We start from the raw sequence: 24,969 nt of genomic DNA on the forward strand, positions 1-24,969 counted from the left end.
ACGAACTGCGACGCCGGGGCTACATCGAACGGAAGCGGACCGGGCTTCTGCGCGAGCGGTATCAGACAACCGGGGGGTTGAAAGGAAGACCCTGTGGTTGGGGCGTGGGATGCAGCTTGATCGTCAAGCACTTCCGCTGACGCGCGGACAGCTGGACATCTGGCTGGCGCGCGAGACAGGTCACTCCAACACCGAGTGGCAGCTCGGTCTGTTCGTACGGATCGACGGCGTGGTCCAGCGCGATGCCCTGCAGTGGGCGATCCGGCAGGCGGTGCGGGAGGCCGAGCCGGCCAGGGCGGCCTTCTTCGAGGTGGACGGCCAGGTCTTCCAGCGGGCGATCGATTACCCCGACGTCGAGCTGGCCTTTGACGACCTGACCGACGCGCCCGATCCCGTGCGGGAAGCGCGCCGGCGGGCGCTGGCGATCCAGCGCACGCCCATGCCGCTCACCGGGCCGCTGTTCCGGTTCGTCCTGTTTGCGACCCGGCGCGACGAGTTCTTCTTGTTCGCCTGCTGCCACCACATCGTCATCGACGGGACCGGCGTCGCGCTGGTCGGTCACCGCATCGCCTCGATCTACTCCGCGATCGTGTCCGCCGGACCCATTCCCACGGCCGTCTTCGGCTCCTTGCAGGAGCTGATCGACTGCGAATCGCAGTACGAGCGCTCCGGTGATTACCGCGACGACGAGGCGTATTGGACGGCGAACCTGCCCCCCGCCGGCCAGGGTCACCATCGGCCGCCCGACGGCACCACGGAGCGCGACCCGTGGCCGTCCGCCCCGACGACCCTGGACCCCGGGGTGCTGCGCCGCGTCAATCGGTTCTGCGAGGTGTGGGCGGTGTCCCAGACGTCGGTCATCACCGCGGCCTGCGCGCTGCTGGTGCGCGGGTGGTCCGCCGACGGCTCGGACGTGGTGCTCGATTTCCCGGTCAGCCGGCGCGTGCGCCCGGAGCAGAAGACGCTGCCCGGGATGGTCGCCGGCGTGGTGCCGCTGGTGTTGAGCGTCTCGCCGCAGTCCACCGTCGCCGCCTTCTGCAAGCACGTCGAGACGCGGATCGACGAAGCGATCCAGCACCAGCGCTTTCCGGTGCACGCGCTGGAGCGCAAGGTCCGCGGCCTGACGCAACCGCCCGAACGGGTCAGCGTCAACTTCATCCCGTCGGCGTTCACGCTGCCCTTCGGCGGCGTCATGGCCTCGGCGTCGTACACGAACTCCGGTCAGGCGGACGGCTTCGGGCTGATCTTCTCCGGCGACGGCGACGACCTCTTCCTCAGCACGGCGGGCGCGTGGGAACCGTGGGCCCACCTCGACGCCGCCGGCCTGGCGGACCGACTCGAACAGCTCTTGGTCGCGATGACGGCCGATCCGACCCGGCGGCTGCTGTCCCTCGACGCCGTCGACGCCGACGAGCGCGCCCGGCTCGACGAATGGGGCAACGCGTCCGCGTTGCGCCGGCCGGCGGCGCCCGTGACCGTGGTCGAGCTGCTCGCCGCGCAGGCGGCGCGCACCCCGGATGCGGTGGCGCTGACGTTCGAAGACCGGTCCATGACCTACCGCGAGCTCGACGAGGCCGCCAACCGGCTGGCGCACGTGCTGGTCGACCGCGGCGCCGGCCCGGGTGCGTTTGTGGCGCTGCTGTTTTCGCGGTCGGCCGAGGCGATCGTGGCGATCCTGGCGGTGCTCAAGTCCGGCGCGGCGTATCTGCCGATCGATCCCGCCCTGCCGGCGGCCCGGGTGGAGTTCATGCTCACCGACGCCGCCCCGGTGGCCGCGGTCACCACCGCCGACCTGGCCGACAGGTTCGACGGCTTCGACCTGATCGTCGTCGACGTGGCCGACCCGGCCGTGGCGGGCGCGCCGTGCACCGCTTTGCGGGCGCCGGATCCGACGGATTTGGCCCATTTGATCTACACCTCGGGCACCACCGGTGTGCCCAAAGGCGTTGCGGTGACTCAACACAACGTCGCGCAGTTGTTCGACGACCTGCGGCTCGGTTTCGCCTTGTCGGCCGAGCAGGTGTGGACCCAATTCCACTCCTATGCGTTCGACTTCTCGGTGTGGGAGATCTGGGGCGCGCTGCTGCATGGCGGGCGCCTGGTCGTCGTGCCGGATGCGGTGGCCCGCTCACCCGAGGAGTTCCACGCCCTGCTGGTGCGCGAGGGCGTCACGGTGTTGACCCAGACCCCCTCGGCGGTGGGGCTGCTGCCCACCGACGGCCTGGACTCCACGGCGTTGGTGATCGGCGCCGAGCCCTGCCCGCCGGAGCTGGTGGACCGCTGGGCGCCGGGTCGGGTGATGGTCAACGTGTACGGCCCGACCGAGACCACGATGTGGGCGTGCAAGAGCGCGCCCTTGACGGCGGGGTCGGGCTTCCCGCCGATCGGCTCCCCGGTGAGCTGGGCGGCGTTCTTCGTGCTCGACGAGTGGTTGCGCCCGGTGCCCGCCGGGGTGGTCGGGGAGCTGTACCTGGCCGGCGAAGGTGTCGGTGTCGGCTATTGGCGGCGTCCCGGGCTGACCGCGTCGCGGTTCATGGCCTGCCCGTTCGGCGAACCCGGCACCCGCATGTACCGCACCGGCGACCTGGTCTGCTGGGGCCGCTCCGGATCCGGGGAGGGGCAGCTGCAGTATCTGGGCCGCGCCGATGAACAGGTTAAGGTGCGTGGGTATCGCATCGAATTGGGCGAGATCCGCGCCGCGCTGCTCGAGGTGGAGGGCGTTGAACACGCGGCGGTGCTCGTCCGTGAAGATCGTGCCGGCGAGAAGCGTCTCGTCGGCTATGTGACAGGAGCCGCTGACCCGACCGATATTCGGGCCCGGTTGGGTCGGCGGCTCCCCACGTACATGGTCCCGTCGGCGGTCGTGGCGCTCGACGCGCTGCCGATGACGGTCAACGGCAAGCTCGACACCCGCGCCCTGCCCGCCCCGGACTACCAGGGCGGCAACGGATATCGCGCCCCGGAAAGCGCCATCGAGGAAATCCTGGCCGGCATCTTCGCCCGGGTCCTCGGCGTCGAACGCGTCGGGATCGACGACTCCTTCTTCCACCTCGGCGGCGACTCGCTGTCCGCGATGCGGCTGGTCTCCGCGGTCAACACCGGCCTCGACGCCCACCTCGGGGTGCGGACCTTGTTCGAGTCGCCCACGGTCGCCGAGCTGGCGCCGCGGGTGTGCGGCGGGGGAAGCACGCTCGCGCGGGTCGTCGCGGCCGAGCGGCCGGCCGTGGTGCCGCTGTCGTTCGCGCAATCCCGCCTGTGGTTCCTCGACCAGCTGCACGGTCCGTCGCCGGTGCACAACATGTCCGTCGCCCTGCGGCTGCGCGGGCCGCTGGACCCCGACGCCATGGGCACCGCGCTGGGCGACGTGGTGGCACGCCATGAAAGCTTGCGCACGGTGTTCGTCGCGTCCGAGGGGACGCCCCGGCAGGTGGTGGTCCCGGTCGAGCGCGCCCGGGTCGGCTGGCAGGTCATCGACGCCGGCGGATGGCCGGTCGGCCGGCTGAGCCAGGCCATCGAGACCGAGGCGTGCCACCGATTCGACCTTTCCAACGAAATCCCTTTGCGGGCAAAGCTTTTCCGGCTCGCCGAGGACGACCACGTGTTGGTGGCGGTGGCCCACCACATCGCCGCGGACGGATGGTCGCTGACCCCGCTGGCGCGCGACCTCGGCGCGGCCTACGTGCGCAGGTCCCGCGGGCAGGCCCCGGATTGGGCGCCGCTGCCGGTGCAATACGTCGACTACACGCTATGGCAACGCGCCCAATCCGGTGACCTCGACGATCCGGGCAGCCCCATCGCCGCGCAGCTGAGGTACTGGCAGGACGCGCTGGCCGGGATGCCCGAACGCCTCGAACTGCCGACCGATCGCCCCTACCCGCCGGTCGCCGACCACCGCGGCGCGCGCATCGACGTCGAGTGGCCGGCCGAACTGCAGCAGCGGGTCGCGCAGGTGGCGCGGGCCCACAACGCGACCACCTTCATGGTCGTGCAGGCGGCCCTGGCCGTGCTGCTGTCGAAGGTCAGCGCGAGTTCCGATGTGGCGGTGGGCTTCCCGATCGCCGGCCGCGGCGATCCGGCGCTCGACGATGTCGTCGGCTTTTTCGTCAACACCCTGATTTTGCGGGTCGACCTGAGCGGCGACCCCAGCGTCGCCGAGCTGGTGGCCCGGGTGCGCCAGCGCAGCCTGGCGGCCTACGAACACCAGGACGTACCCTTCGAAGTCCTGGTGGACCGGCTCCATCCCACCCGCGACCTGGCGCATCATCCGCTCGTCCAGGTGGTGTTGGCCTGGCAGAACCTGCCCTGGCAGCACGACGGCCCCGCCGCCGGGCTGGAGCTGGGCGACGTTCGGGTCACCCCGCTGCCGGTCGACACCCAGGTCGCCCGCATGGACCTGGTGTTCTCCCTGGCCGAACGGTGGGACGAGGAGGGCGCGCCCGCCGGCATCGGCGGCATGGTGGAGTTCCGCACCGACGTGTTCGACGCGGACAGCATCGAGACGCTGATCGAGCGGCTGCGCCGGATGCTCGCGGCCATGACCGCCGACCCCGACCGCCCGCTGTCGGCGATCGACCTGCTCGACGCCGCCGAGCGCGAACGGCTCGACGACATCGGCAACCGCGCGGTGTTGACCATGCCGTCCATGGCCGCCCTGGTGTCGATCCCGGCGTTGTTCGCCGCGCAGGTGGCCCGCGGCCCGGGGGCGGTGGCGATCACCTGCGGCGGGCGGTCGTTCACCTACCGCCACCTGTACGAGGCCACAAATCGGTTGGCGCACTTGCTCGTTGAGCGGGGCGCGGGCCCGGGCCAGCGGGTCGCGGTCGCGGTGCCGCGGTCGGCCGAGGCGATCGTGGCGATCCTGGCGGTGCTCAAGACGGGCGCCGCCTACGTGCCGATCGACCCGAGCGTGCCGGCGGCGCGGGTGCAGTTCGTGCTCGGTGACGCCGCGCCGATCGCGGCGGTGACCACCGCCGAGGTGCGGCCGCAGTTGGGTGGCTTCGCCGGGCAGATCATCGACATCGACGACCCCGCCGTCGCCGGCCAGCCCGCCACGGGCCTGCCGGTGCCGTCGGCGGACAGCATCGCCTACATCATCTACACCTCGGGGTCCACCGGCGTTCCCAAGGGGGTGGCGGTCACCCACAGCAACGTCACCCAGCTGCTGGAGTCCATCGACGCTCAACTCGACGTCGGGCAGGTCTGGACCCAGTGCCATTCCCTGGCTTTCGACTTCTCGGTGTGGGAGGTCTTCGGCGCTCTCCTGCACGGAGGTCGCCTGGTCGTCGTGCCCGACGATGTCGTGCGATCACCAGATGACTTGCGCGCCTTGCTGGTTCGCGAGCAGGTCAGCGTGCTCAGCCAGACGCCGTCGGCGTTCTATGCGCTGCAGAGTGCCGACGCGTTGGCCCCGGAGCTGGGTGAGCAGCTGAAGTTGCAGACGGTGGTGTTCGGCGGGGAGGCGTTGGAGCCGCGCCGGCTGTCGACGTGGCTGCATCACCATCCCGGCCTGCCGCGGATGATCAACATGTACGGCATCACCGAGACCACGGTGCACGCCTCGTTTCGCGAGATCCTTCGCGGCGACGTCGACAACAACGTGAGCCCGATCGGGGTGCCGTTGGGCAACCTCGCCTTCTTCGTGTTCGATGGGTGGCTGCGCCCGGTGCCGGTCGGGGTGGTCGGCGAGTTGTGCGTCGCCGGTAAGGGATTGGCCACCGGCTACGTGGGCCGCCCGGGGCTGTCGGCCACCCGTTTCGTGGCCTGCCCCTTCGGTGGGCCCGGCGCGCGGATGTATCGCACCGGTGACCTCGTCCGCTGGAGCGCCGACGGGCAACTGCAGTACATCGGCCGCGCCGACGAGCAGGTCAAGATCCGCGGCTACCGCATCGAGTTGGGCGAGATCCGTGCCGCGCTGGCCGACGTCGAGGGCGTCGAGCAGGCGGCGGTGCTCGTTCGTGAGGATCGTGCCGGCGACAAGCGTCTCGTCGGTTATGTGACCGGAGCCGCCGACCCTTCCGAGATTCGGGCCCGGTTGGGTCGGCGGCTCCCCACCTACATGGTGCCGGCGGCGGTGGTGGTGCTCGACGTGCTGCCGCTGACGGTCAACGGCAAGCTCGACACCCGCGCCCTGCCCGCCCCGGAGTACTCCGACGTCGACCGCTACCGGGCGCCGGCGAGCGCCATCGAGGAGATCCTGGCCGGCATCTACGCCCAGGTGCTGGGGGTGGAGCGCGTCGGTGTGGACGACTCCTTCTTCGACCTCGGCGGGGACTCGCTGTCGGCGATGCGCCTGATCGCGGCCGTGAATGCCGCTCTGGATGCCGGGGTTTCGGTGCGCGCGTTGTTCGAGGCGCCCACGGTGGCCCAATTGGCTCCGCGCCTCGACGAGGGTGCGGAGCGGCTCTCGCGGGTCGCGGCGGCCGACCGGCCGGCGGTGGTGCCGTTGTCGTTCGCGCAGTCCCGGCTGTGGTTCATCGATCAGCTGCAGGGGCCCTCGCCGATGTACAACATGGCAGCAGCGTTGCGGCTGCGCGGGCCGCTGCAGGTGGAGGCGCTGCGGGCCGCGCTCGTCGACGTGGTGGGCCGCCACGAGAGTTTGCGCACGGTGTTCGCCGTGTCCGACGGGACGCCACAACAGGTGGTGTTGCCCGCCGAGGGGGTCGATATCGGGTGGGAAGTAATAGATGCCGCCGGCTGGTCGCCGGCACGGATAAAGGAGGGCGTTGATGCCGCAGCCGATTATGCATTTGATCTGTCAGCCGAAATACCCTTGCGGGCCAAGCTTTTCCGTGCCTCCGACGACGAGCATGTGCTGGTGGCGGTGGTCCATCATATTGCTGCGGATGGTTGGTCGCTGAATCCTCTGGTGCACGACCTGGGGGTCGCCTATGCCGGCCGCTGCGCCGGACGGGCCCCACAATGGTCTCCGCTGGCGGTGCAGTACGTGGATTACACCCTCTGGCAGCGCGCCCAATTCGGAGACCTCGACGACCCGGAGAGCCCGATCGTCGAGCAACTCGCGTATTGGGAGCGGACGCTGGCGGGCCTGCCCGAAAGGGTCGAGCTGCCGACGGATCGACCGTACCCGGCGGTGGCCGACTACCGCGGCGCCAACGTGGACATCGACTGGCCAGCCGAGTTGCAGCAACACATCCGCGCCGTGGCGCGGGCGCACAACGCCACCAGCTTCATGGTGGTGCAGGCCGCCCTGGCGGTACTGCTCGGCAAGATCGCCGCGACTTCCGATGTGGCCGTGGGCTTTCCGATCGCCGGGCGGCGCGATCCCGCCCTGGACGAACTGGTGGGCTTCTTCGTCAACACGTTGGTGCTGCGGGTCGATCTGGCCGGCGATCCCAGCGTTGCCGACGTGTTGGCCCGGGTCCGCCGGAGCAGCCTGGCGGCCTACGAAAATCAGGACGTGCCGTTCGAGTTCCTGGTGGAGCGACTCAACCCCACCCGTTCCCTGGCGCATCATCCGCTGACGCAGGTGATGTTGGCCTGGCAGGGCAACGATCCCGCCGAGCTGAGCCTGGGTGAACTGCAGATCACCGCGGTTCCGGTGCAGACCCGCACCGCGCGTACCGATTTGACGTTCTCCTTGTTAGAACGCCGCAGCGGCGACGGCCGGCCCGCGGGAATCGGCGGCACCGTCGAGTTCCGCACCGACCTGTTCGACGCGGACACCATCCGTGTGCTCACCGAACGGTTGCGGCGGGTGCTGGTCGCCATGGCCGCCGACCCCGGTCGCAGACTCTCGTCGATCGACGTGCTCGACGACGACGAGCACGCCCGCCTTGACCAGTGCGCCAATCGTTCGGCATTGCGCCGGCCGAGCGCGGGGGCGTCGGTCCCGGCGCTGTTCGGCGCGTGGGTGCAGCGCGCGCCGCACGCGGTGGCGATCAGGTGCGCTGGGCGATCGTGGACCTACGAGCAAGTGGAGTCGGACGCGAATCGGCTGGCGCACCTGCTGGTTGGCCGCGGTGTGGGCCGCGGCCAGCGCGTGGGCCTGCTGCTCGAGCGCTCGGCCGAGGCCGTAATCGCGATTCTGGGGGTGCTGAAAACGGGGGCGGCCTATGTGCCGATGGACCCGGCGGTGCCGGCGGCGCGGATCGGCTTCATGGTCGCCGACGCCGGCATGCGGTCCGTGGTGACCAGCGCCGAGTTGCGTTCGCGGCTAGGAGAATTCGGCGGGGCGATCGTCGAGGTCGACGACCCGGCCCTGGCGGCGCATCCGGCGACGCCGGTGGCGGCGGGGCCGGCGGCCGACGACGTCGCACACGTCATCTACACGTCGGGCACCACGGGTACGCCCAAAGGGGTGGCGGTCACCCACGCGAACGTGACGCAGCTGTTCGGTGCGCTGGACGCCGGGGTGGAACTGGGGCCCGATCAGGTGTGGAGCCAGTGCCATTCGCTGGCATTCGATTTCTCGGTGTGGGAGATCTGGGGTGCGCTGCTGCACGGCGGGCGGCTGGTGGTGGTGCCCGATACGGAGGCCCGGTCGCCGGAAGAGTTGCGCGCCAAACTCATTGGCGAGCGTGTCACCGTGTTGACCCAGACGCCGTCGGCGCTGGGGATGCTGTCGCCGCGGGGCTTGGAGACGGTCACGGTGGTGGTGGGCGCCGAACCGTGTCCGGCTGAGCTGGTGGATCGGTGGGCGCCCGCCCGGGTGATGGTCAACGTGTACGGCCCGACGGAGACCACCATGTGGGTGTCGCACAGCCCACCTCTGACAGCGGGGCGGGCGCGGTCCGGGCCACCGGCAATCGGGTCGCCGGTGGCCGGAGCCGCGCTCTTCGTGCTGGACGGGTGCCTGCGCCCGGTGCCCGCCGGCGTGGTGGGGGAGTTGTACGTCGCCGGTGCCGGGGTGGGCGTGGGCTATCTGGGGCGGGCGGGGCTGACGGCGTCGCGATTTGTGGCGTGCCCGTTCGGTGGGGCCGGCGCACGGATGTATCGCACCGGCGACCTCGCCCGATGGGACCGCGACGGACAGTTGCACTATGTCGGCCGCGCCGACGAGCAGGTCAAGATTCGCGGCTATCGCATCGAGTTGGGCGAAATCCGCTCCGCCCTGGCCGAATTGGAGGGTATCGAGCAAGCCGCGGTGCTCGCCCGCGAAGATCGTGCCGACGAGAGGCGTCTCGTCGGCTATGTGACCGGAGCCGCTGACTCCGCCGACATTCGGGCCCGGTTGGGTCAGCGGCTCCCCACCTACATGGTGCCGGCGGCGGTGGTGGTGCTCGACGCGATGCCGTTGACGGTCAACGGCAAGCTCGACACCGCCGCCCTGCCGGCCCCGGACTACCGGGACGCCGGCCGGTATCGGGCCCCGGACAACGCGGTCGAGGAGACTCTGGTGGGCGTCTACGCCCGGGTGCTCGGCGTCGAACGGGTCGGCGTCGACGATTCCTTCTTCGACCTCGGCGGCGACTCCCTCTCGGCGATGCGTTTGATCACCGCGATCAACGCCGACCTGGACGCCGGGCTGACCGTCCGATCCGTGTTCGAGGCCCCCACGGTCGCGCAGCTGGCGCTCCGGGTCGAGGCCGGCGCCGGCCGCGCCGGACGATTGGTGGCCGGCGAGCGCCCGGCGCTGCTTCCGTTGTCGTTCGCCCAGACCCGCCTGTGGTTCATCGATCAGCTGCAGGGGCCCTCGCCGATGTACAACATGGCGGTCGCCCTGCGCCTTTCCGGCCGCCTGGATGCCGACGCGATGGGGGCCGCCCTGGACGACGTGGTGGCCCGACACGAAAGCCTGCGGACGATCTTCCTCGCCCCCGAGGGCGCCCCCCAACAGGTCGTGCTGCCCGCCAAACGGGCCGACGTCCACTGGCAGGTCGTCGACGCGACGCGGTGGCCCTCGTCCTGGCTGGCGGAGGCCACCCAGGACGCGGCGCGCTACACCTTCGACCTCGCCACCGAAATCCCGTTGCGGGCCTGGCTATTCCACACCGGCGAGGACGAACACGTGTTGGTGGCGGTCGTCCACCACATCGCCGCCGACGGATGGTCGGTGACCCCGCTGGTGCGCGATCTGGGGGAGGCCTACGCGGCCCGCCGCGGCGGGCGGGCGCCGGATTGGGCGCCGCTGCCGGTGCAATACGTCGACTACACCCTGTGGCAACGGGGCCGATTCGGCGACCTCGACGACCCCGACAGCCCCATCGCGGCGCAACTGGACTATTGGGAGCGCGCCCTGGCCGGGCTGCCGGAACACGTTGAGCTGCCCACGGATCGGCCCTACCCGCTGGTGGCCGACCATCGCGGGTCCAGCGTGGACGTGCACTGGCCGGCCGCCCTGCAGCACCAAGTCGCCGAGCTGGCGCGGGCACACAACGCAACGAGCTTCATGGTCGTCCAGGCGGCCCTGGCGGTGCTGCTGTCCGCGTTGAGCGCCAGTCCCGATGTGGCCGTGGGGTTCCCGATCGCCGGGCGGAGCGACCCCGCCCTGGATGAGGTGGTCGGGTTCTTCGTCAACACCCTGGTTCTGCGGGTCGACCTCAGTGGCGACCCCACCGTCGCCGAACTGCTGGGCCGGGTGCGCCGGCGCAGCCTGGCGGCCTACGAACACCAGGATGTGCCGTTCGAGGTGCTGGTGGAACGGCTCAACCCAGCCCGCGACATGGCGCATCATCCGCTGGTCCAGGTCATGCTGGCCTGGCAGAACAACGACCCCGTCGACATGAGCCTCGGCGACGTGCGGGCGACGCCGCTGCCGCTCGAAACCCAGGTCGCCCGCATGGATCTGGTGTGGTCGCTGGCCGAACGGTGGGACGAGGACGGAGAGCCCGTCGGCATCGCCGGGGCGGTGGAGTTCCGCACCGACGTCTTCGATGCGGCCAGCATCGAGTCACTCGTCACGCGCTTGCAACACGTGCTGGCCGCCATGACCGCCGACCCCACCCGGCCGCTGTCCGCGATCGACGTCCTCGACGAATCCGAGCGCGCCCACCTCGACGCCATCGGCAACCGCGCCGTGCTGACCCGGCCCGCGACCGCACGCGCGTCCATCCCGGCCTTGTTCGCCGCGCAGGTGGCACGGGACCCCGAGGCAGTCGCGATCACCTGCGGCGAGCGGGCGTGGACCTACCGTGAAGTGTACGAGATCACAAACCGGTTGGCGCACAGTCTGATTGGTTGCGGCGCCGCGCCGGGCCAGCGGGTCGCGGTGGCGATGCCACGGTCGGCCGAAGCGATCGTGGCGATCCTGGCGGTCCTCAAGACCGGGGCCGCGTATGTGCCGATCGACCCGGCGCTGCCGACCGCCCGCATCGAGTTCATGCTCACCGACGCCGAACCGATCGCGGCGGTGACCACCGCCGAGGTGCGGCCACGGTTGGGCGCATTCGCCGGGCACATCATCGACGTCGACGACCCCGCCCTGGCCACGCAGCCCGCCACCGGGCTGCCGGACCCGTCGCCCGACGACATTGCGTACGTCATCTACACCTCCGGGACCACCGGCGTGCCCAAGGGTGTGGCGGTCACGCACCACAACGTCACCCAGCTGTTGCGGTCGGTGGACGCCCAACTGGACCTGGGGCGGGTGTGGGGCCACTGCCACTCGCCGGCCTTCGACTTCTCGGTCTGGGAGATCTTCGGCGCGCTGCTGCGCGGGGGACGCCTCGTCGTCGTCCCCGACGACATCGTCGGCTCGCCGGAAGACCTGCACGCCTTGCTGATTGCCGAACGCGTCACCGTGCTGAGCCAGACCCCGTCGGCGGTGGCGGCGCTCTCGCCGCACGGGCTGGACTCGGTGGCGCTGGTCGTCGGCGGCGAGCCGTGCCCGGTCGAGGTCATGGACCGGTGGGCCCCCGGACGGGTGATGGTCAATCAATACGGCCCCACCGAGACCACGATGTACGCGGCCATGACGGCGCCGCTGACGGCGGGCTCCGCTCCGGTGCCGATCGGGTCGCCGGTGCCCGGGGCCGCCCTGTTCGTGCTGGACCGATGGTTGCGCGCGGTGCCGCCCGGCGTGGTCGGCGAGCTGTACATCGCCGGACGCGGCGTCGCCGCGGGCTACCTGGGCCGGGCGGCGCTGACGGCCTCGCGGTTCGTGGCGTGCCCGTTCGGCGGTAACGGAACGCGGATGTATCGCACCGGGGACGTGGTGCGCTGGGGCCGCGACGGTCAGCTGGAGTACCTCGGTCGCGCCGACGAGCAGGTCAAGATCCGCGGCCACCGCATCGAACTGGGCGAAATCCGCTCCGCCCTCGCCGAATTGGACGGCGTCGAGCAGGCCGCGGTGATCGCCCGGAACGACCCTGCCGCCGCGCGGCTGGTGGGCTACGTGACCGGGACCGCCGACCCGTCCGAGACCCGGGCGCGGCTCGCCGAGCGGCTGCCGTCCTACATGGTGCCGTCGGCGGTGGTGGTGCTGGACGCGTTGCCGTTGACGGCCAACGGCAAGCTCGACACCCGCGCCCTGCCGGCACCGGACTACCAGGGCGGCAACGGATATCGCGCTCCGGAAAACGCCATCGAGCAGATCTTGGCCGGCATCTACGCCCAGGTGCTGGGCGTCCAACGGGTCGGGGTGGACGACTCGTTCTTCGACTTGGGCGGCGACAGCATCCTGTCGATGCAGGTGGTGGCCCGGGCTCGCGCGGCCGGCGTAATGTGCCGGCCCCGCGATGTTTTCGTCGAGCAGTCGGTGGCCCGGCTGGCGCGGGTCGTCACGCTGGCCACCGGCGAGGACGACGTGGTCGACGAGGGGATCGGGCCGGTGGTGGCCACCCCGATCATGCGTTGGCTGCGCGACATGGACGGCCCCATCGAGCAGTTCAACCAGACCATGGTGCTGGCGGCGCCCGCCGGGGTGGGCCAGGCTGACGTGGCGGTCGTGCTGCAGGCGCTGCTGGACCGCCATCCCACGCTGCGGCTCTGCGTCGACGACGACGGGGCCGGCGGCTGGGACATACACGTTCCCGAAGCGGGCTCGGTGGACGCCCGGGCCTGCCTGCGCACCGTCGACGCGCTCTCGGAGGAGGCGCTGATGCGGGCCCGCGCGCGGCTGAACCCCGGCGCCGGCGTGCTGGTGTGCGCGGTATGGGCAAGCGCGACAAACCAATTGGCATTGATCGTCCACCACCTGGCCGTCGACGGTGTGTCCTGGCGGACCCTGATCGAGGACCTCAACATCGCCTGGGCCCAACATCACCGCGGCCAACCGATCGAGCTGCCCGCCCCCGGCACCTCGTTCGCCCGCTGGTCGTCGCTACTGGCCCAGCACGCGAAGGATCCGGCGGTGACCGAGCTGGCGGAGGTGTGGCGGCGAATCACCGAGACGCCGCCGGCGTTGCCGCCCGCCCAGCCGTGGGACACCTATGAGACGGCCGGGCAGTTGTCGGCGGCGCTGGACGCCGAGACGACCCGCCAGCTGCTGGGCGAGGTGCCCGCCGCGTTTCACGCCGGGGTGCAAGACATCCTGCTGATCGCCTTCGGGCTGGCATTCACCGAATTCCTGGGAACGGCGAGGCCGATCGGCATCGACGTCGAGGGCCACGGGCGCAACGAGGAACTGGCCCCCCACGTGCACCTGTCCCGCACCGTCGGGTGGTTCACCGCCAAGTACCCGGTGGCCCTCGACGTCGGCGGGCTGGACTGGGCTCGCGTGGTCGCGGGTGAGGCCGCGCTGGGGGCGGTGATCAAGGACGCCAAGGAGCAGTTGCGCGGGCTGCCCGACGGCCTGACCTACGGGCTGTTGCGCTACCTGAATCCCGAAGCGGACCTGGGCGGTCCGGACCCGGCCATCGGCTTCAACTACCTGGGCCGCCTCGGGGGAGCGCCCGCCGAATCGTCCGACGGGCTATGGCAACTCAGCCCGAACAGCCACGCGCTGGGCGCCGCGGCGGCGGCGGCGGCCCTGCCGTTGCCGCACACGGTGGAACTCAACGCCGGCACCATGGACACCGAGGACGGCCCGCACCTGCACGCCAGCTGGACGTGGGCGTCCTCGGCGCTCACCCACGATCAGGTAAACCGGTTGAGCCGGTTGTGGTTTGACGCCCTGGCCGGCATCTGCGCACACGTGCGCCGCGACGGCGGCGGGCTGACGCCGTCGGACATCGCACCGGCCCGCCTGGACCAGCAGCAGATCGACGAACTCGAGCGGCGATACGACGTCGCCGATATCCTGCCGTTGACCCCGCTGCAGCAGGGGCTGCTCTTTCATTCGACGACGCAACCCGACGGCGACGTGTACGCGGTGCAGCTGACCATCACGCTGCGCGGCGGCCTCGACCCCCAGCGGCTCCACCACGCCGTGCAGAACGCCGTCGCCCGCCACCCCAACCTCGCCGCCCGATTCTGCTCCGGCTTCGGCGACCCGGTGCAGATCATCCCGGTCACCCCCGAAATCGCCTACCGCCACGTCGAACTCGACGGCGACGCCGACGACATCGACGACCAGGTCCGGCGGATGTCCGCCGCAGAACGCGCCGCGGTGCGAGACCTCGACGACCAGCCACCCCTGCGGGCCACGCTGATTCGCACCGCGGACCAGGAATTCCGGTTCGTGCTCACCGTCCACCACATCGTGATGGACGGCTGGTCACTACCGATCCTGCTGCAGGAGATCTTCGCCTGCTACTACGGGTCGCGGCTACCGGCTGCGCCGCCCTACCGCCGCTTCGTCACCTGGCTGGCGGCCCGCGACGCTCCGGCCGCCCGCGCCGCGTGGCGCGACGCGCTCGACGGTTTCGACACCCCCGCCCTGGTGGGCCCGGCGGGTCGGGCGGAGCTCGGGCCGCGGGGAGCCGCCGCTGTCCGGCTCTCCGCCGAAACCACCGGTGCGCTCGGCGAACTCGCCCGCTCCTGCCGCACCACCCTCAACACCGTGCTGCAGGCCGCCTGGGCGCAACTGCTGATGTCGCTGACCGGCCGGCACGACGTCGCCTTCGGCACCGCGGTGTCCGGCCGGCCGGCGGAATTGCCCGGCGCCGAATCCATGGTGGGCCTGCTGATCAACACCGTGCCGGTGCGCGCCCAGGCCACCGCGACGACGACCGTCGCCGAATTTCTGGACCGGCTGCAACGCGCCCACAACGACACCGTCGAGCACCAGCACCTGGCGCTGAACGAAATCCACCGCGTCACCGGACACGACCAACTGTTCGACACGTTGCTGGTGTACGAGAACTATCCGATCGACGCCGCCGCGCTATCGGCGGCCGACGACCTGACCGCCACCGAATTCACCAGCCACGACTACAACCACTACCCGCTGTCGCTGCAAGCCGTGCCGGGCGACGAACTGCGCCTGCGCATCGAATTCGACACCGACGTCTTCGAACCCGCCGCCGTCGACGCCCTGGCCGACCGCCTGCGCCGGCTCCTGACGGCCATGCCCGCCGATCCGGATCGGCCGTTGCGATCACTGGATGCGCTCGACGCGCCGGAGCGCGCCCAGCTGCAACTGTGGGGAAACCAAGCAGTGCTGGCCGCCGAGTCGAGCGCCGCCCTATCGCTCCCGGCGCTGTTCGCCGCGCAGGTCTCCCGCGTCCCCGACGCGGGAGCGGTCACTTTCGAGGGCCGTTCGATGACCTACCGCGAACTCGACGAGGCATCGAACCGATTGGCGCACAGGCTGATCGAGCGCGGCGCGGGGCCCGGGGAGTGCGTGGCGCTGCTGTTCCCGCGTTCGGCCGAGGCGATCGTGGCGATCCTCGCGACGCTCAAGGCGGGGGCCGCCTACCTGCCGATCGACCCCGCGCTGCCCGCGGCGCGCCTCGAGTTCATGCTCGGCGACGCCACCCCGGTCGCCGCGGTCGCCGCCGCCGGCCTGCGGGCCCGGCTGGACGGATTCGAGCTGCCGGTCCTCGACGCCGGCGAGGCCGACGCCGGGCCCACCGGGCCGTTGCCGGCGCCCGCGCCCGAGAACATCGCCTACGTCATCTACACCTCGGGGACGACCGGCGTCCCCAAAGGTGTTGCGGTGACCCACCGCAACGTCACCCAGCTGCTGGAATCGCTGCACGCGACGCTGCCCGAGGCGGGGGTATGGTCACAATGCCACTCGTACGGCTTCGACGTCTCGGTGCAGGAGATCTGGGGCGCGCTGGCCTGCGGCGGTCGGCTGGTGGTGGTGCCCGAGTCGGTGACACGCTCACCGGACGAGCTGCACGCCCTGCTGGCCGCCGAGCGGGTGAGCGTGCTGAGCCACACCCCGTCGGCGCTGACCGCTCTGTCACCGCGAAAGCTGCGCTCGGCGTTGATCATCGGCGGCGAGCCCTGCCCGGCCGCGCTCGCGGACCAATGGGCGCCGGGCCGCGTGATGATCAACGCCTACGGCCCGACGGAAACCACCGTGGACGCGACGCTCAGTGCGCCGCTGACCGCGGGCGCCGGAGCGCCGCCCCTGGGGTCGCCGGTGCCCGGGGCGGCGCTGTTCGTGCTGGACGACTGGCTGCGGCCGGTGCCCGCCGGTGCGGTCGGTGAGCTGTACGTGGCGGGGCACGGGGTCGCCGTCGGGTATCCGCGCCGTCCCGGTTTGACGGCGTCGCGGTTCGTCGCCTGTCCGTTCGGCGCGGCCGGTGCGCGCATGTACCGCACCGGGGACCTGGTGCGGTGGGCGCCGGACGGGCGGCTGCACTACGTCGGCCGCGCCGACCACCAGGTCAAGATCCGCGGCCACCGCATCGAGCTGGGCGAAATCCAGTCCGCGCTCGCCGAATTGGACGGCGTCGGGCGGGTCGCGGTGATCGCCCGCGAGGACACGCCCGGCGACAAGCGGCTCGTCGGCTACATCACCGGCACCGCCGACCCGGTCGAGCTGCGCGCCCGGCTGGCCGACCGGCTGCCGGCCTACCTGGTGCCGGCCGCGGTGGTGGCGATCGAGGCATTGCCCCTGACACCGAACGGCAAACTCGACACCGGGGCCCTGCCGGCGCCCGAATACACCGGCGGCCGGTATCGGGCGCCGGCCACGCCCACCGAGGAGATCTTGGCCGGCATCTACGCCCAGGTGCTCGGGCTCGAGCGCGTCGGCGCGGACGACTCCTTCTTCGACCTGGGCGGGGATTCGCTGTCGGCCATGCGGGTGATCGCCGCGATCAACTCCGGTCTCGACGCGCACCTCGGCGTGCGAACGCTGTTCGAAGCGCCCACAATCGGCGAGCTGGCGGCGCGCGTCAGCGCGAACGGCGGGCGCCTGGCCGGCGTGGAGCCGCGCGAGCGGCCGGCGGTGGTGCCGTTGTCGTTCGCCCAATCGCGGCTGTGGTTCATCGATCAGCTGCACGGCCCGTCGCCGGTGTACAACATGGCGGCGGCACTGCGCCTCGCCGGGCGCCTGGACGCAGGTGCGCTGGGTGCCGCGTTCGCCGATGTGGTGGCGCGGCACGAGAGTTTGCGGACGGTGTTCGCCGCCACCGAGGGCATACCGCAGCAGGTGGTGCTGTCGCCCGATCGGGCCGACGTCACATGGCAGACCATCGACGCCACCGGCTGGTCACCGGCCCGGCTGGAGGGCGCCATCCGCGACGCGGCCCGGCACACCTTCGACCTGGCGACCGAAATCCCGCTGCGGGCAATGCTTTTCCGGGTGAGCGACGAGGAACACGTGCTGGTGGCCGTGGTGCACCACATCGCGGCCGACGGGTGGTCGCTGACTCCGCTGGTGCGCGACCTGGCGCTCGCCTATGCCAGCCGGTCGGTCGGGGATGCGCCGGGCTGGGCGCCGCTGCCGGTGCAGTACGTCGACTACACGCTCTGGCAGCGCGCCCAGTTCGGTGACCTGGAAGACCCGGGCAGCCCGATCGCCGCGCAGCTCGCGTACTGGGAGGAGGCGCTGGCCTGCCTGCCGGAACGGCTGGAACTGCCCACCGATCGTCCGTATCCGTTGGTGGCCGATTTCCGCGGGGCCAGCGTGGCCATCGACTGGCCCGCGGAGTTGCAGCAGCGGGTGCGCGCGGTGGCGGGCGCGCATAACGCGACGAGCTTCATGGTGGTGCAGGCCGCGCTGGCGGTGCTGTTGGCCAAGATCAGCGCGAGTTCGGATGTGGCGGTGGGCTTCCCGATCGCCGGGCGGCGCGATCCGGCCCTCGACGATGTGGTGGGCTTCTTCGTCAACACCTTGGTGCTGCGCGTCGATCTCGGCGGCGACCCCACGATTGCCGAACTACTGGCGCGGGTGCGCCAACGCAGCCTGGCCGCCTACGAGCATCAGGACGTGCCGTTCGAGGTCCTCGTCGAACGGCTCAACCCGGCCCGCAGCCTCGCGCACCATCCGCTGGTGCAGGTCATGCTGGCCTGGCAGAACGACGAACCCACCGACGTGAGCCTGGGCGACGTGCGCGTCACCGCGCTGCCGGTCGACACCCGCACCGCCCGCACGGATCTCGCGTGGTCGCTGGCCGAACGCTGGAGCGCCGACGGCCGGCCCGAGGGCATCGGCGGGGCCGTGGAGTTCCGCACCGACGTGTTCGACACCGCCACCATCCAAAGTCTGATCGAACGATTGCAGCGGGTGCTGGCGGCCATGACCACCGACCCCGCCCGGCGGCTGTCGTCGATCGACGTGCTCGGCCCCGACGAGCACGCCCGGCTCGACGCGATCGGCAACCGGGCGGCGTTGACCCGGCCACCGCACGCATCGGCCTTGACCCGGGCCTCGATCCCGGCACTGTTCGCCGCCCACGTCGCGCGCACCCCCGAAGCGGTGGCGCTGAGCGACCGGGACCGTTCGATGACCTACCGCGAATTCGATGAGTCCACAAACCGGTTGGCGCACTTGCTCGTTGAGCGGGGAGCGCGGCCGGGGCGGTGCGTCGCCGTCCTGATGGAGCGCTCGGCGCCCGCGATCGTCGCGATCGTGGCGGTGCTGAAGACGGGGGCCGCCTACCTGCCGATCGACCCGGCGATGCCGGACACCCGGGTCGCATTCATGCTGACCGACGCCGCACCGATCGTCGCCCTCACCACCGCGGAACTGCGAGACCGGCTCGACGGTTTCGACGGAGCTGTCATCGACGCCGACGACCCCGCCGTGCACACCCGGCCCGCCACCGCCCTGCCGCCGCCGGCCGACGACAACATCGCCTACGTCATCTACACCTCCGGCACCACCGGCACCCCCAAGGGCGTGGCGGTCACCCACCACAACGTCACCCACCTGCTCGCCTCGCTGCACGACCGGCCGGCGCCGGCGGGGGTGTGGAGCCAGTGCCATTCGCTGGCCTTCGACTTCTCGGTGTGGGAGATCTTCGGCGCCCTGCTGGGCGGCGGACGCCTGCTGGTCGTGCCCGACGAGGTGGTGCGCTCGCCGGAAGACCTGCACGCCTTGCTGATCGCCGAGAACGTCAGCGTGCTGAGCCAAACCCCGTCGGCGTTCTCGGCGCTGCAGAGCCTGGACGGCGCGCGGTCGGGCCCGCGGCTCAACGTCCGGGCCCTCGTGTTCGGGGGCGAAGCGCTGAGCCCGCAACGGCTGGCGAAGTGGCTCGACAGCCATCCCCACCGGCCGCGCGTGATCAACATGTACGGCATCACCGAGACGACGGTGCACGCCTCCTACCGGGAGATCGTCGACAACGACATCGACACCAACGCCAGCCCCATCGGAATGCCATTGGCGCATCTGGGATTTTTCGTGCTCGACGCGTGGCTGCGGCCGGTGCCCGAGGGTGTGACGGGCGAGCTGTACATCGCCGGTTCCGGCGTCGCGGCCGGTTACGTCGGCCGGGCCGGCCTGACGGCGTCCCGGTTCGTCGCCTGCCCGTTCGGCGAGGACGGCGCGCGCATGTACCGCACCGGGGATCTGGTGCGGTGGGGCCCGGGCGGACAGCTGCACTATCTCGGCCGCGCCGACGAGCAGGTCAAGATCCGCGGCTACCGCATCGAGCTCGGCGAGATCCAGTCCGCGCTCACCGAATTGGACGGCATCGAACAGGCCGCGGTCGTCGCCCGCGAGGACCGGCCCGGCGACAAACGGCTCGTCGGCTACATCACCGGGACCGCCGATCCGGTCGAGGTCCGCGCCCGGCTGGCCGAGCATCTGCCGGCCTACATGGTCCCGGCCACGGTGCTCGCCGTCGACGCAATGCCGCTGACCGCCAACGGAAAACTCGACACCCGCGCGCTGCCCGCACCCGACCACTCGCACCGGTCGCAGGGCTCCGATCACTACCGCGCCCCGACCACCGCCGTCGAGCGGGCCCTGGCCGACATCTACACCCACGTCCTGGGCGTCGAGAACGTCGGGATCGACGACTCCTTCTTCGACCTCGGCGGGGACTCGCTGTCGGCCATGCGCCTGGTCGCGGAGGTCAACGCCGGCCTCGACGTCCACCTCGGCGTGCGGGCCCTGTTCGAGGCGCCCACCATTCGCCGGCTGGCGGCGCGCCTGGGCACCGACGGCGGAGCGCGCGCGCCGCTGGTGGCCGCCGAGCGGCCGGAGATGGTGCCGTTGTCGTTCGCCCAGTCGCGGCTGTGGTTCATGGGCCAATTGCACGGGACCTCACCGGTGCACAACATGGCGATCGCGTTGCAGCTGCACGGGCGCCTGGACGCCGAGGCCTTCGGCGCGGCGCTGGCCGACGTGATGGCCCGCCACGAGAGCCTGCGGACGAGGTTCCCGGCGCGGGAGGGGATACCGCGGCAGCTGGTCGTCGATGTGGACGACGCCGACTGCGGCTGGCAGATCAGCGACGCGCGCGGGTGGTCGACCACCCGGCTGGGCAACGCGGTCGAGACCCTGGTGGGTCACCGGTTCGACCTGGCCACCGAAATCCCGCTGCGGGCAATGCTTTTCCGGGTGAGCGACGACGAACACCTGCTGGTGGCCGTGGTGCACCACATCGCCGCCGACGGGTGGTCGCTCACCCCGCTGGTGCGCGACCTGGGGGAGGCCTACGCCAGCCGCTCGGCCGGCTGCGCCCCGGACTGGGCGCCGCTGCCGGTGCAGTACGTCGACTACACGCTCTGGCAGCGCGCCCAATTCGGCGAACTGCAGGATCCGCACAGCCTGATCGCCGGACAGCTGCGGTATTGGGAACACACCCTGGCCGGAATGCCCGAGCAGCTCGAATTGCCCACGGACCGTCCGTATCCGTTGGTGGCCGATTTCCGCGGCGCGAGCGTGGCCATCGACTGGCCCGCGGAGTTGCAGCAGCGGGTGCGCGCGGTGGCGGGCGCGCATAACGCGACGAGCTTCATGGTGGTGCAGGCCGCGCTGGCGGTGCTGTTGGCCAAGGTCAGCGCGAGTTCTGATGTGGCGGTGGGCTTCCCGATCGCCGGGCGGCGCGACCCGGCCCTCGACGATGTGGTGGGCTTCTTCGTCAACACCTTGGTGCTGCGCGTCGATCTCGGCGGCGACCCCACGATGGCCGAACTACTGGCGCGGGTGCGCCAACGCAGCCTGGCCGCCTACGAGCATCAGGACGTGCCGTTCGAGGTCCTCGTCGAACGGCTCAACCCGGCCCGCAGCCTCGCGCACCATCCGCTGGTGCAGGTCATGCTGGCCTGGCAGAACACCGACTCAGCGGAGCTGAGCCTGGGCGACGTGCGCGTCACCCCGCTGCCGGTCGACACCCGCACCGCGCGTATGGATCTCGCGTGGTCGCTGGCCGAACGCTGGAGCGCCGACGGCCGGCCCGAGGGCATCGGCGGGGCCGTGGAGTTCCGCACCGACGTGTTCGACACCGCCACCATCGAGGCGCTGATCACCCGGCTGCATCGCGTACTGGAAGCCATGACCGCCGACCCCGCCCGGCGGCTGTCGTCGATCGACGTGCTCGGCCCCGACGAGCACGCCCGCCTCGACGCGATCGGCAACCGCGCGGTGCTGGACGGCCCGTCGCGCCCGCCGATGTCGATACCCGAGGTGTTCGCCGACCACGTCGCGCGCACCCCGCAAGCGGTGGCCGTCACCCACGGTGCGGATTCCTGGACCTACCGCGAACTCGACCAGTCAGCAAACCGATTGGCGCACTTGCTCGTTGACCACGGCTGCGGGCCGGGGCAGTGCGTGGCGCTGCTCACCGAGCGCTCGGCGCGGGCCGTCGTCGCCATCCTGGCGGTGCTCAAAACCGGGGCCGCGTACGTCCCGATCGACCCAGGCCTGCCCGCCGCCCGAATCGACTTCATGCTCGCCGACGCCGCACCGGCGGCGGTGCTCACCACCGCCGAACACCGCTCGCGCCTCGACGATTTCGACGTGCTCGTCATCGATATCGATGACCCGGCGATCCAGCACCGGCCCACCACGGCGTTGCCGGCGCCCGCGCCGCACCACATCGCGTACACGATCTACACCTCGGGCACCACCGGAGTTCCCAAGGGCGTGGCGGTCACCCACCACAACGCCACGCAATTGTTCGCCTCCCTGGGGGCCGCCGGTCTGCCCGCGGCACCGGCACGGGTGTGGAGCCACTGCCATTCCCTGGCGTTCGACTTCTCGGTGTGGGAGATCTTCGGCGCGCTGCTGCACGGCGGGCGGGTGCTCGTCGTACCGGACGAGGTCGTGCGTTCCCCGAAAGACCTGCACGCCTTGCTCGTCGCCGAACGCGTCGACATGCTGACCCAGACACCGTCCGAGGTGACGATGCTCTCGACCGAGGGCCTGGAGTCCGCGGTGCTGGCGGTCGCGGGCGAAGCGTGCCCGGCCGAAATCGTGCAGCGGTGGGCGTCCGGGCGGGTGATGGTCAACGTCTACGGCCCCACCGAGATCACGATCGTCGCGGCCGTCAGCGCGCCGCTGACACCGGGACCCGAAGCGCCGCCGATCGGTTCGCCGGTATCCGGGGCCGCGCTGTTCGTGCTCGACGGATGCCTGCAGCCGGTGCCCGCGGGCGTGGTCGGCGAGCTGTACGTGGCCGGGGGCGGCGTGTCGACCGGTTACCTGGGCCGGCCCGGTCTGACCGCGTCCCGGTTCGTGGCGTGCCCCTTCGGCGGGGAGGGCGCGCGCATGTATCGCACCGGCGACCTGGCGTCGTGGGGTTCCGACGGGCAGCTGCGCTACGTCGGGCGCGCCGACGAACAGGTCAAGATCCGCGGGTATCGCATCGAACTCGGCGAAATCCAATTGGCGCTGGCCGCGCTGGACGGTGTGGAGCAGGCGCTGGTGATCGCCCGCGAGGACCGCCCGGGCGACAAGCGTCTGGTCGGCTACATCACCGGGACGGCCAACCCGGCCGAACTCCGCACCCTGCTGGCCGACCGGCTGCCCGCCTACATGGTGCCGGCCGCGGTGGTGGTGCTCGACAGGCTGCCGCTGACACCCGCCGGCAAACTCGACGTCCGCGCCCTGCCCGCCCCCGATTACCAGGGCGGCGACGACTACCTCGCCCCGGCCACCGCGGTCGAGGAGATCCTGGCCTGGCTCTACGCCCAGGTGCTGGGCCTCGAGCGGGTCGGGGTGCAGGAGTCGTTCTTCGACCTGGGCGGGGATTCCCTGTCGGCCATGCGCCTGGTCGCCGCGATCTACAACGCCCTCGACATCCACCTGCCCGTGCGCGCCGTCTTCGAGGCGCCGTCGGTGCGCAGCCTGAGCCAGCAGCTCAACCGCGATCACGATGCCGGGGAAGGCCACCAGGGCGACTTCGCGTCGGTGCACGGCCGCGACGCCACCGAGGTGTACGCCTGCGACCTCACGCTGGACAAGTTCATCGACGCCCCGACGCTGGCCGCCGCGCCGTCGCTGCCGGGGCCGAGCGCCGAGGTGCGCACGGTGCTACTGACCGGGGCCACCGGCTTTTTGGGTCGCTACCTGGTGCTGCAATGGCTGGAACGGTTGGAACTGGCCGACGGCAAGCTGATCTGCCTGGTGCGGGCCACCTCCGACGAGGACGCGCGGCGCCGGCTGCAGAGGACCTTCGACCCTCCCGGTTTTGCAGGGGACCCCGCTTTGCGGCGGTATTTCGACGAGCTCGCTTCCGACCACCTCGAGGTCATCGCCGGCGACAAGGGCCGCGCCAATCTCGGCCTGGACGAACAGACCTGGCAGCGGCTGGCCGACACCGTCGACCTCATCGTGGACTCCGCGGCGGTGGTCAACGGCGTGCTGCCCTACAGCGAGCTGTTCGCCCCCAACGTCGCCGGCACCGCCGAGCTGATCCGGCTCGCGCTGACCACCAAACTCAAGCCGTACACGTATGTCTCGACCGCCAACGTCGGCGACCAGATCGAGCCGGCCGCGTTCACCGAGGACGCCGACGTCCGCGTCGCCGGCCCGATCCGCACGATCGACGGCAGCTACGGCAACGGCTACGGCAACAGCAAGTGGGCCGGCGAGGTGCTGCTGCGCGAGGCCCACGACCTGTGCGCGCTGCCCGTCGGCGTGTTCCGCTGCGACATGATCCTGGCCGACACCACCTACGCGGGCCAGCTCAACCTGTCCGACATGTTCACCCGGTTGCTGTTCAGCGTCGTCGCCAGCGGCGTCGCGCCGCGTTCGTTCTACCAGCTCGACGCCCGCGGCAACCGGCAACGCGCGCACTTCGACGCCCTGCCGGTCGAGTTCGTCGCCGAGTCGATCACCACGCTGGGCGCCCAGGTGGGCCGCGATTCGGCCGCAGGGTTCGAGACCTATCACGTGATGAACCCGCACGACGACGGCATCGGGCTCGACGAGTACGTCGACTGGGTCATCGAGGCCGGATATCCGATCGAGCGGGTCGACGACTTCGGGGAGTGGCTGCACCGGATGGAGACCGCGCTGCACGCCCTGCCGGAACGCCAGCGCCACCAGTCGGTGCTGCAGCTGCTGCAGTTGCGCAACGCCCAACACGTGCCGCCGGCGGACCCGGCGCGCGGCTGCCTGGGACCGACCGAACGGTTCCGCGCCGCGGTGCAGGAAGCCAAAATCGGCCCCGATAACGACATCCCGCACATCACCGCGGCGGTGATCGTCAAATACGTGACCGACCTGCGGTTGCTCGGTCTGCTCTGAAATATTTTGGGCTGCAGCGTATTTCGCCGCCGCGTCCGAAGTCGTCGTCGCCGCGCCTCCCGCTGACTACCATGACCCGTAGAACG

General features: G+C 71.1%; 1 protein-coding gene. It reads left to right on the forward strand.

Annotated features, from left to right (window positions below; translation table 11 throughout):
- Window positions 1-109 precede the first annotated feature (109 nt).
- A complete protein-coding gene (locus QGN31_RS10460; protein WP_326544699.1) occupies window positions 110-24,883 on the forward strand; it encodes a non-ribosomal peptide synthase/polyketide synthase in 24,774 nt (8,257 codons plus the stop codon).
- Window positions 24,884-24,969: the final 86 nt, after the last annotated feature.

The organism is Mycobacterium sp. 2-64, from assembly GCF_035918375.1.
Lineage (GTDB): Bacteria > Actinomycetota > Actinomycetes > Mycobacteriales > Mycobacteriaceae > Mycobacterium > Mycobacterium intracellulare.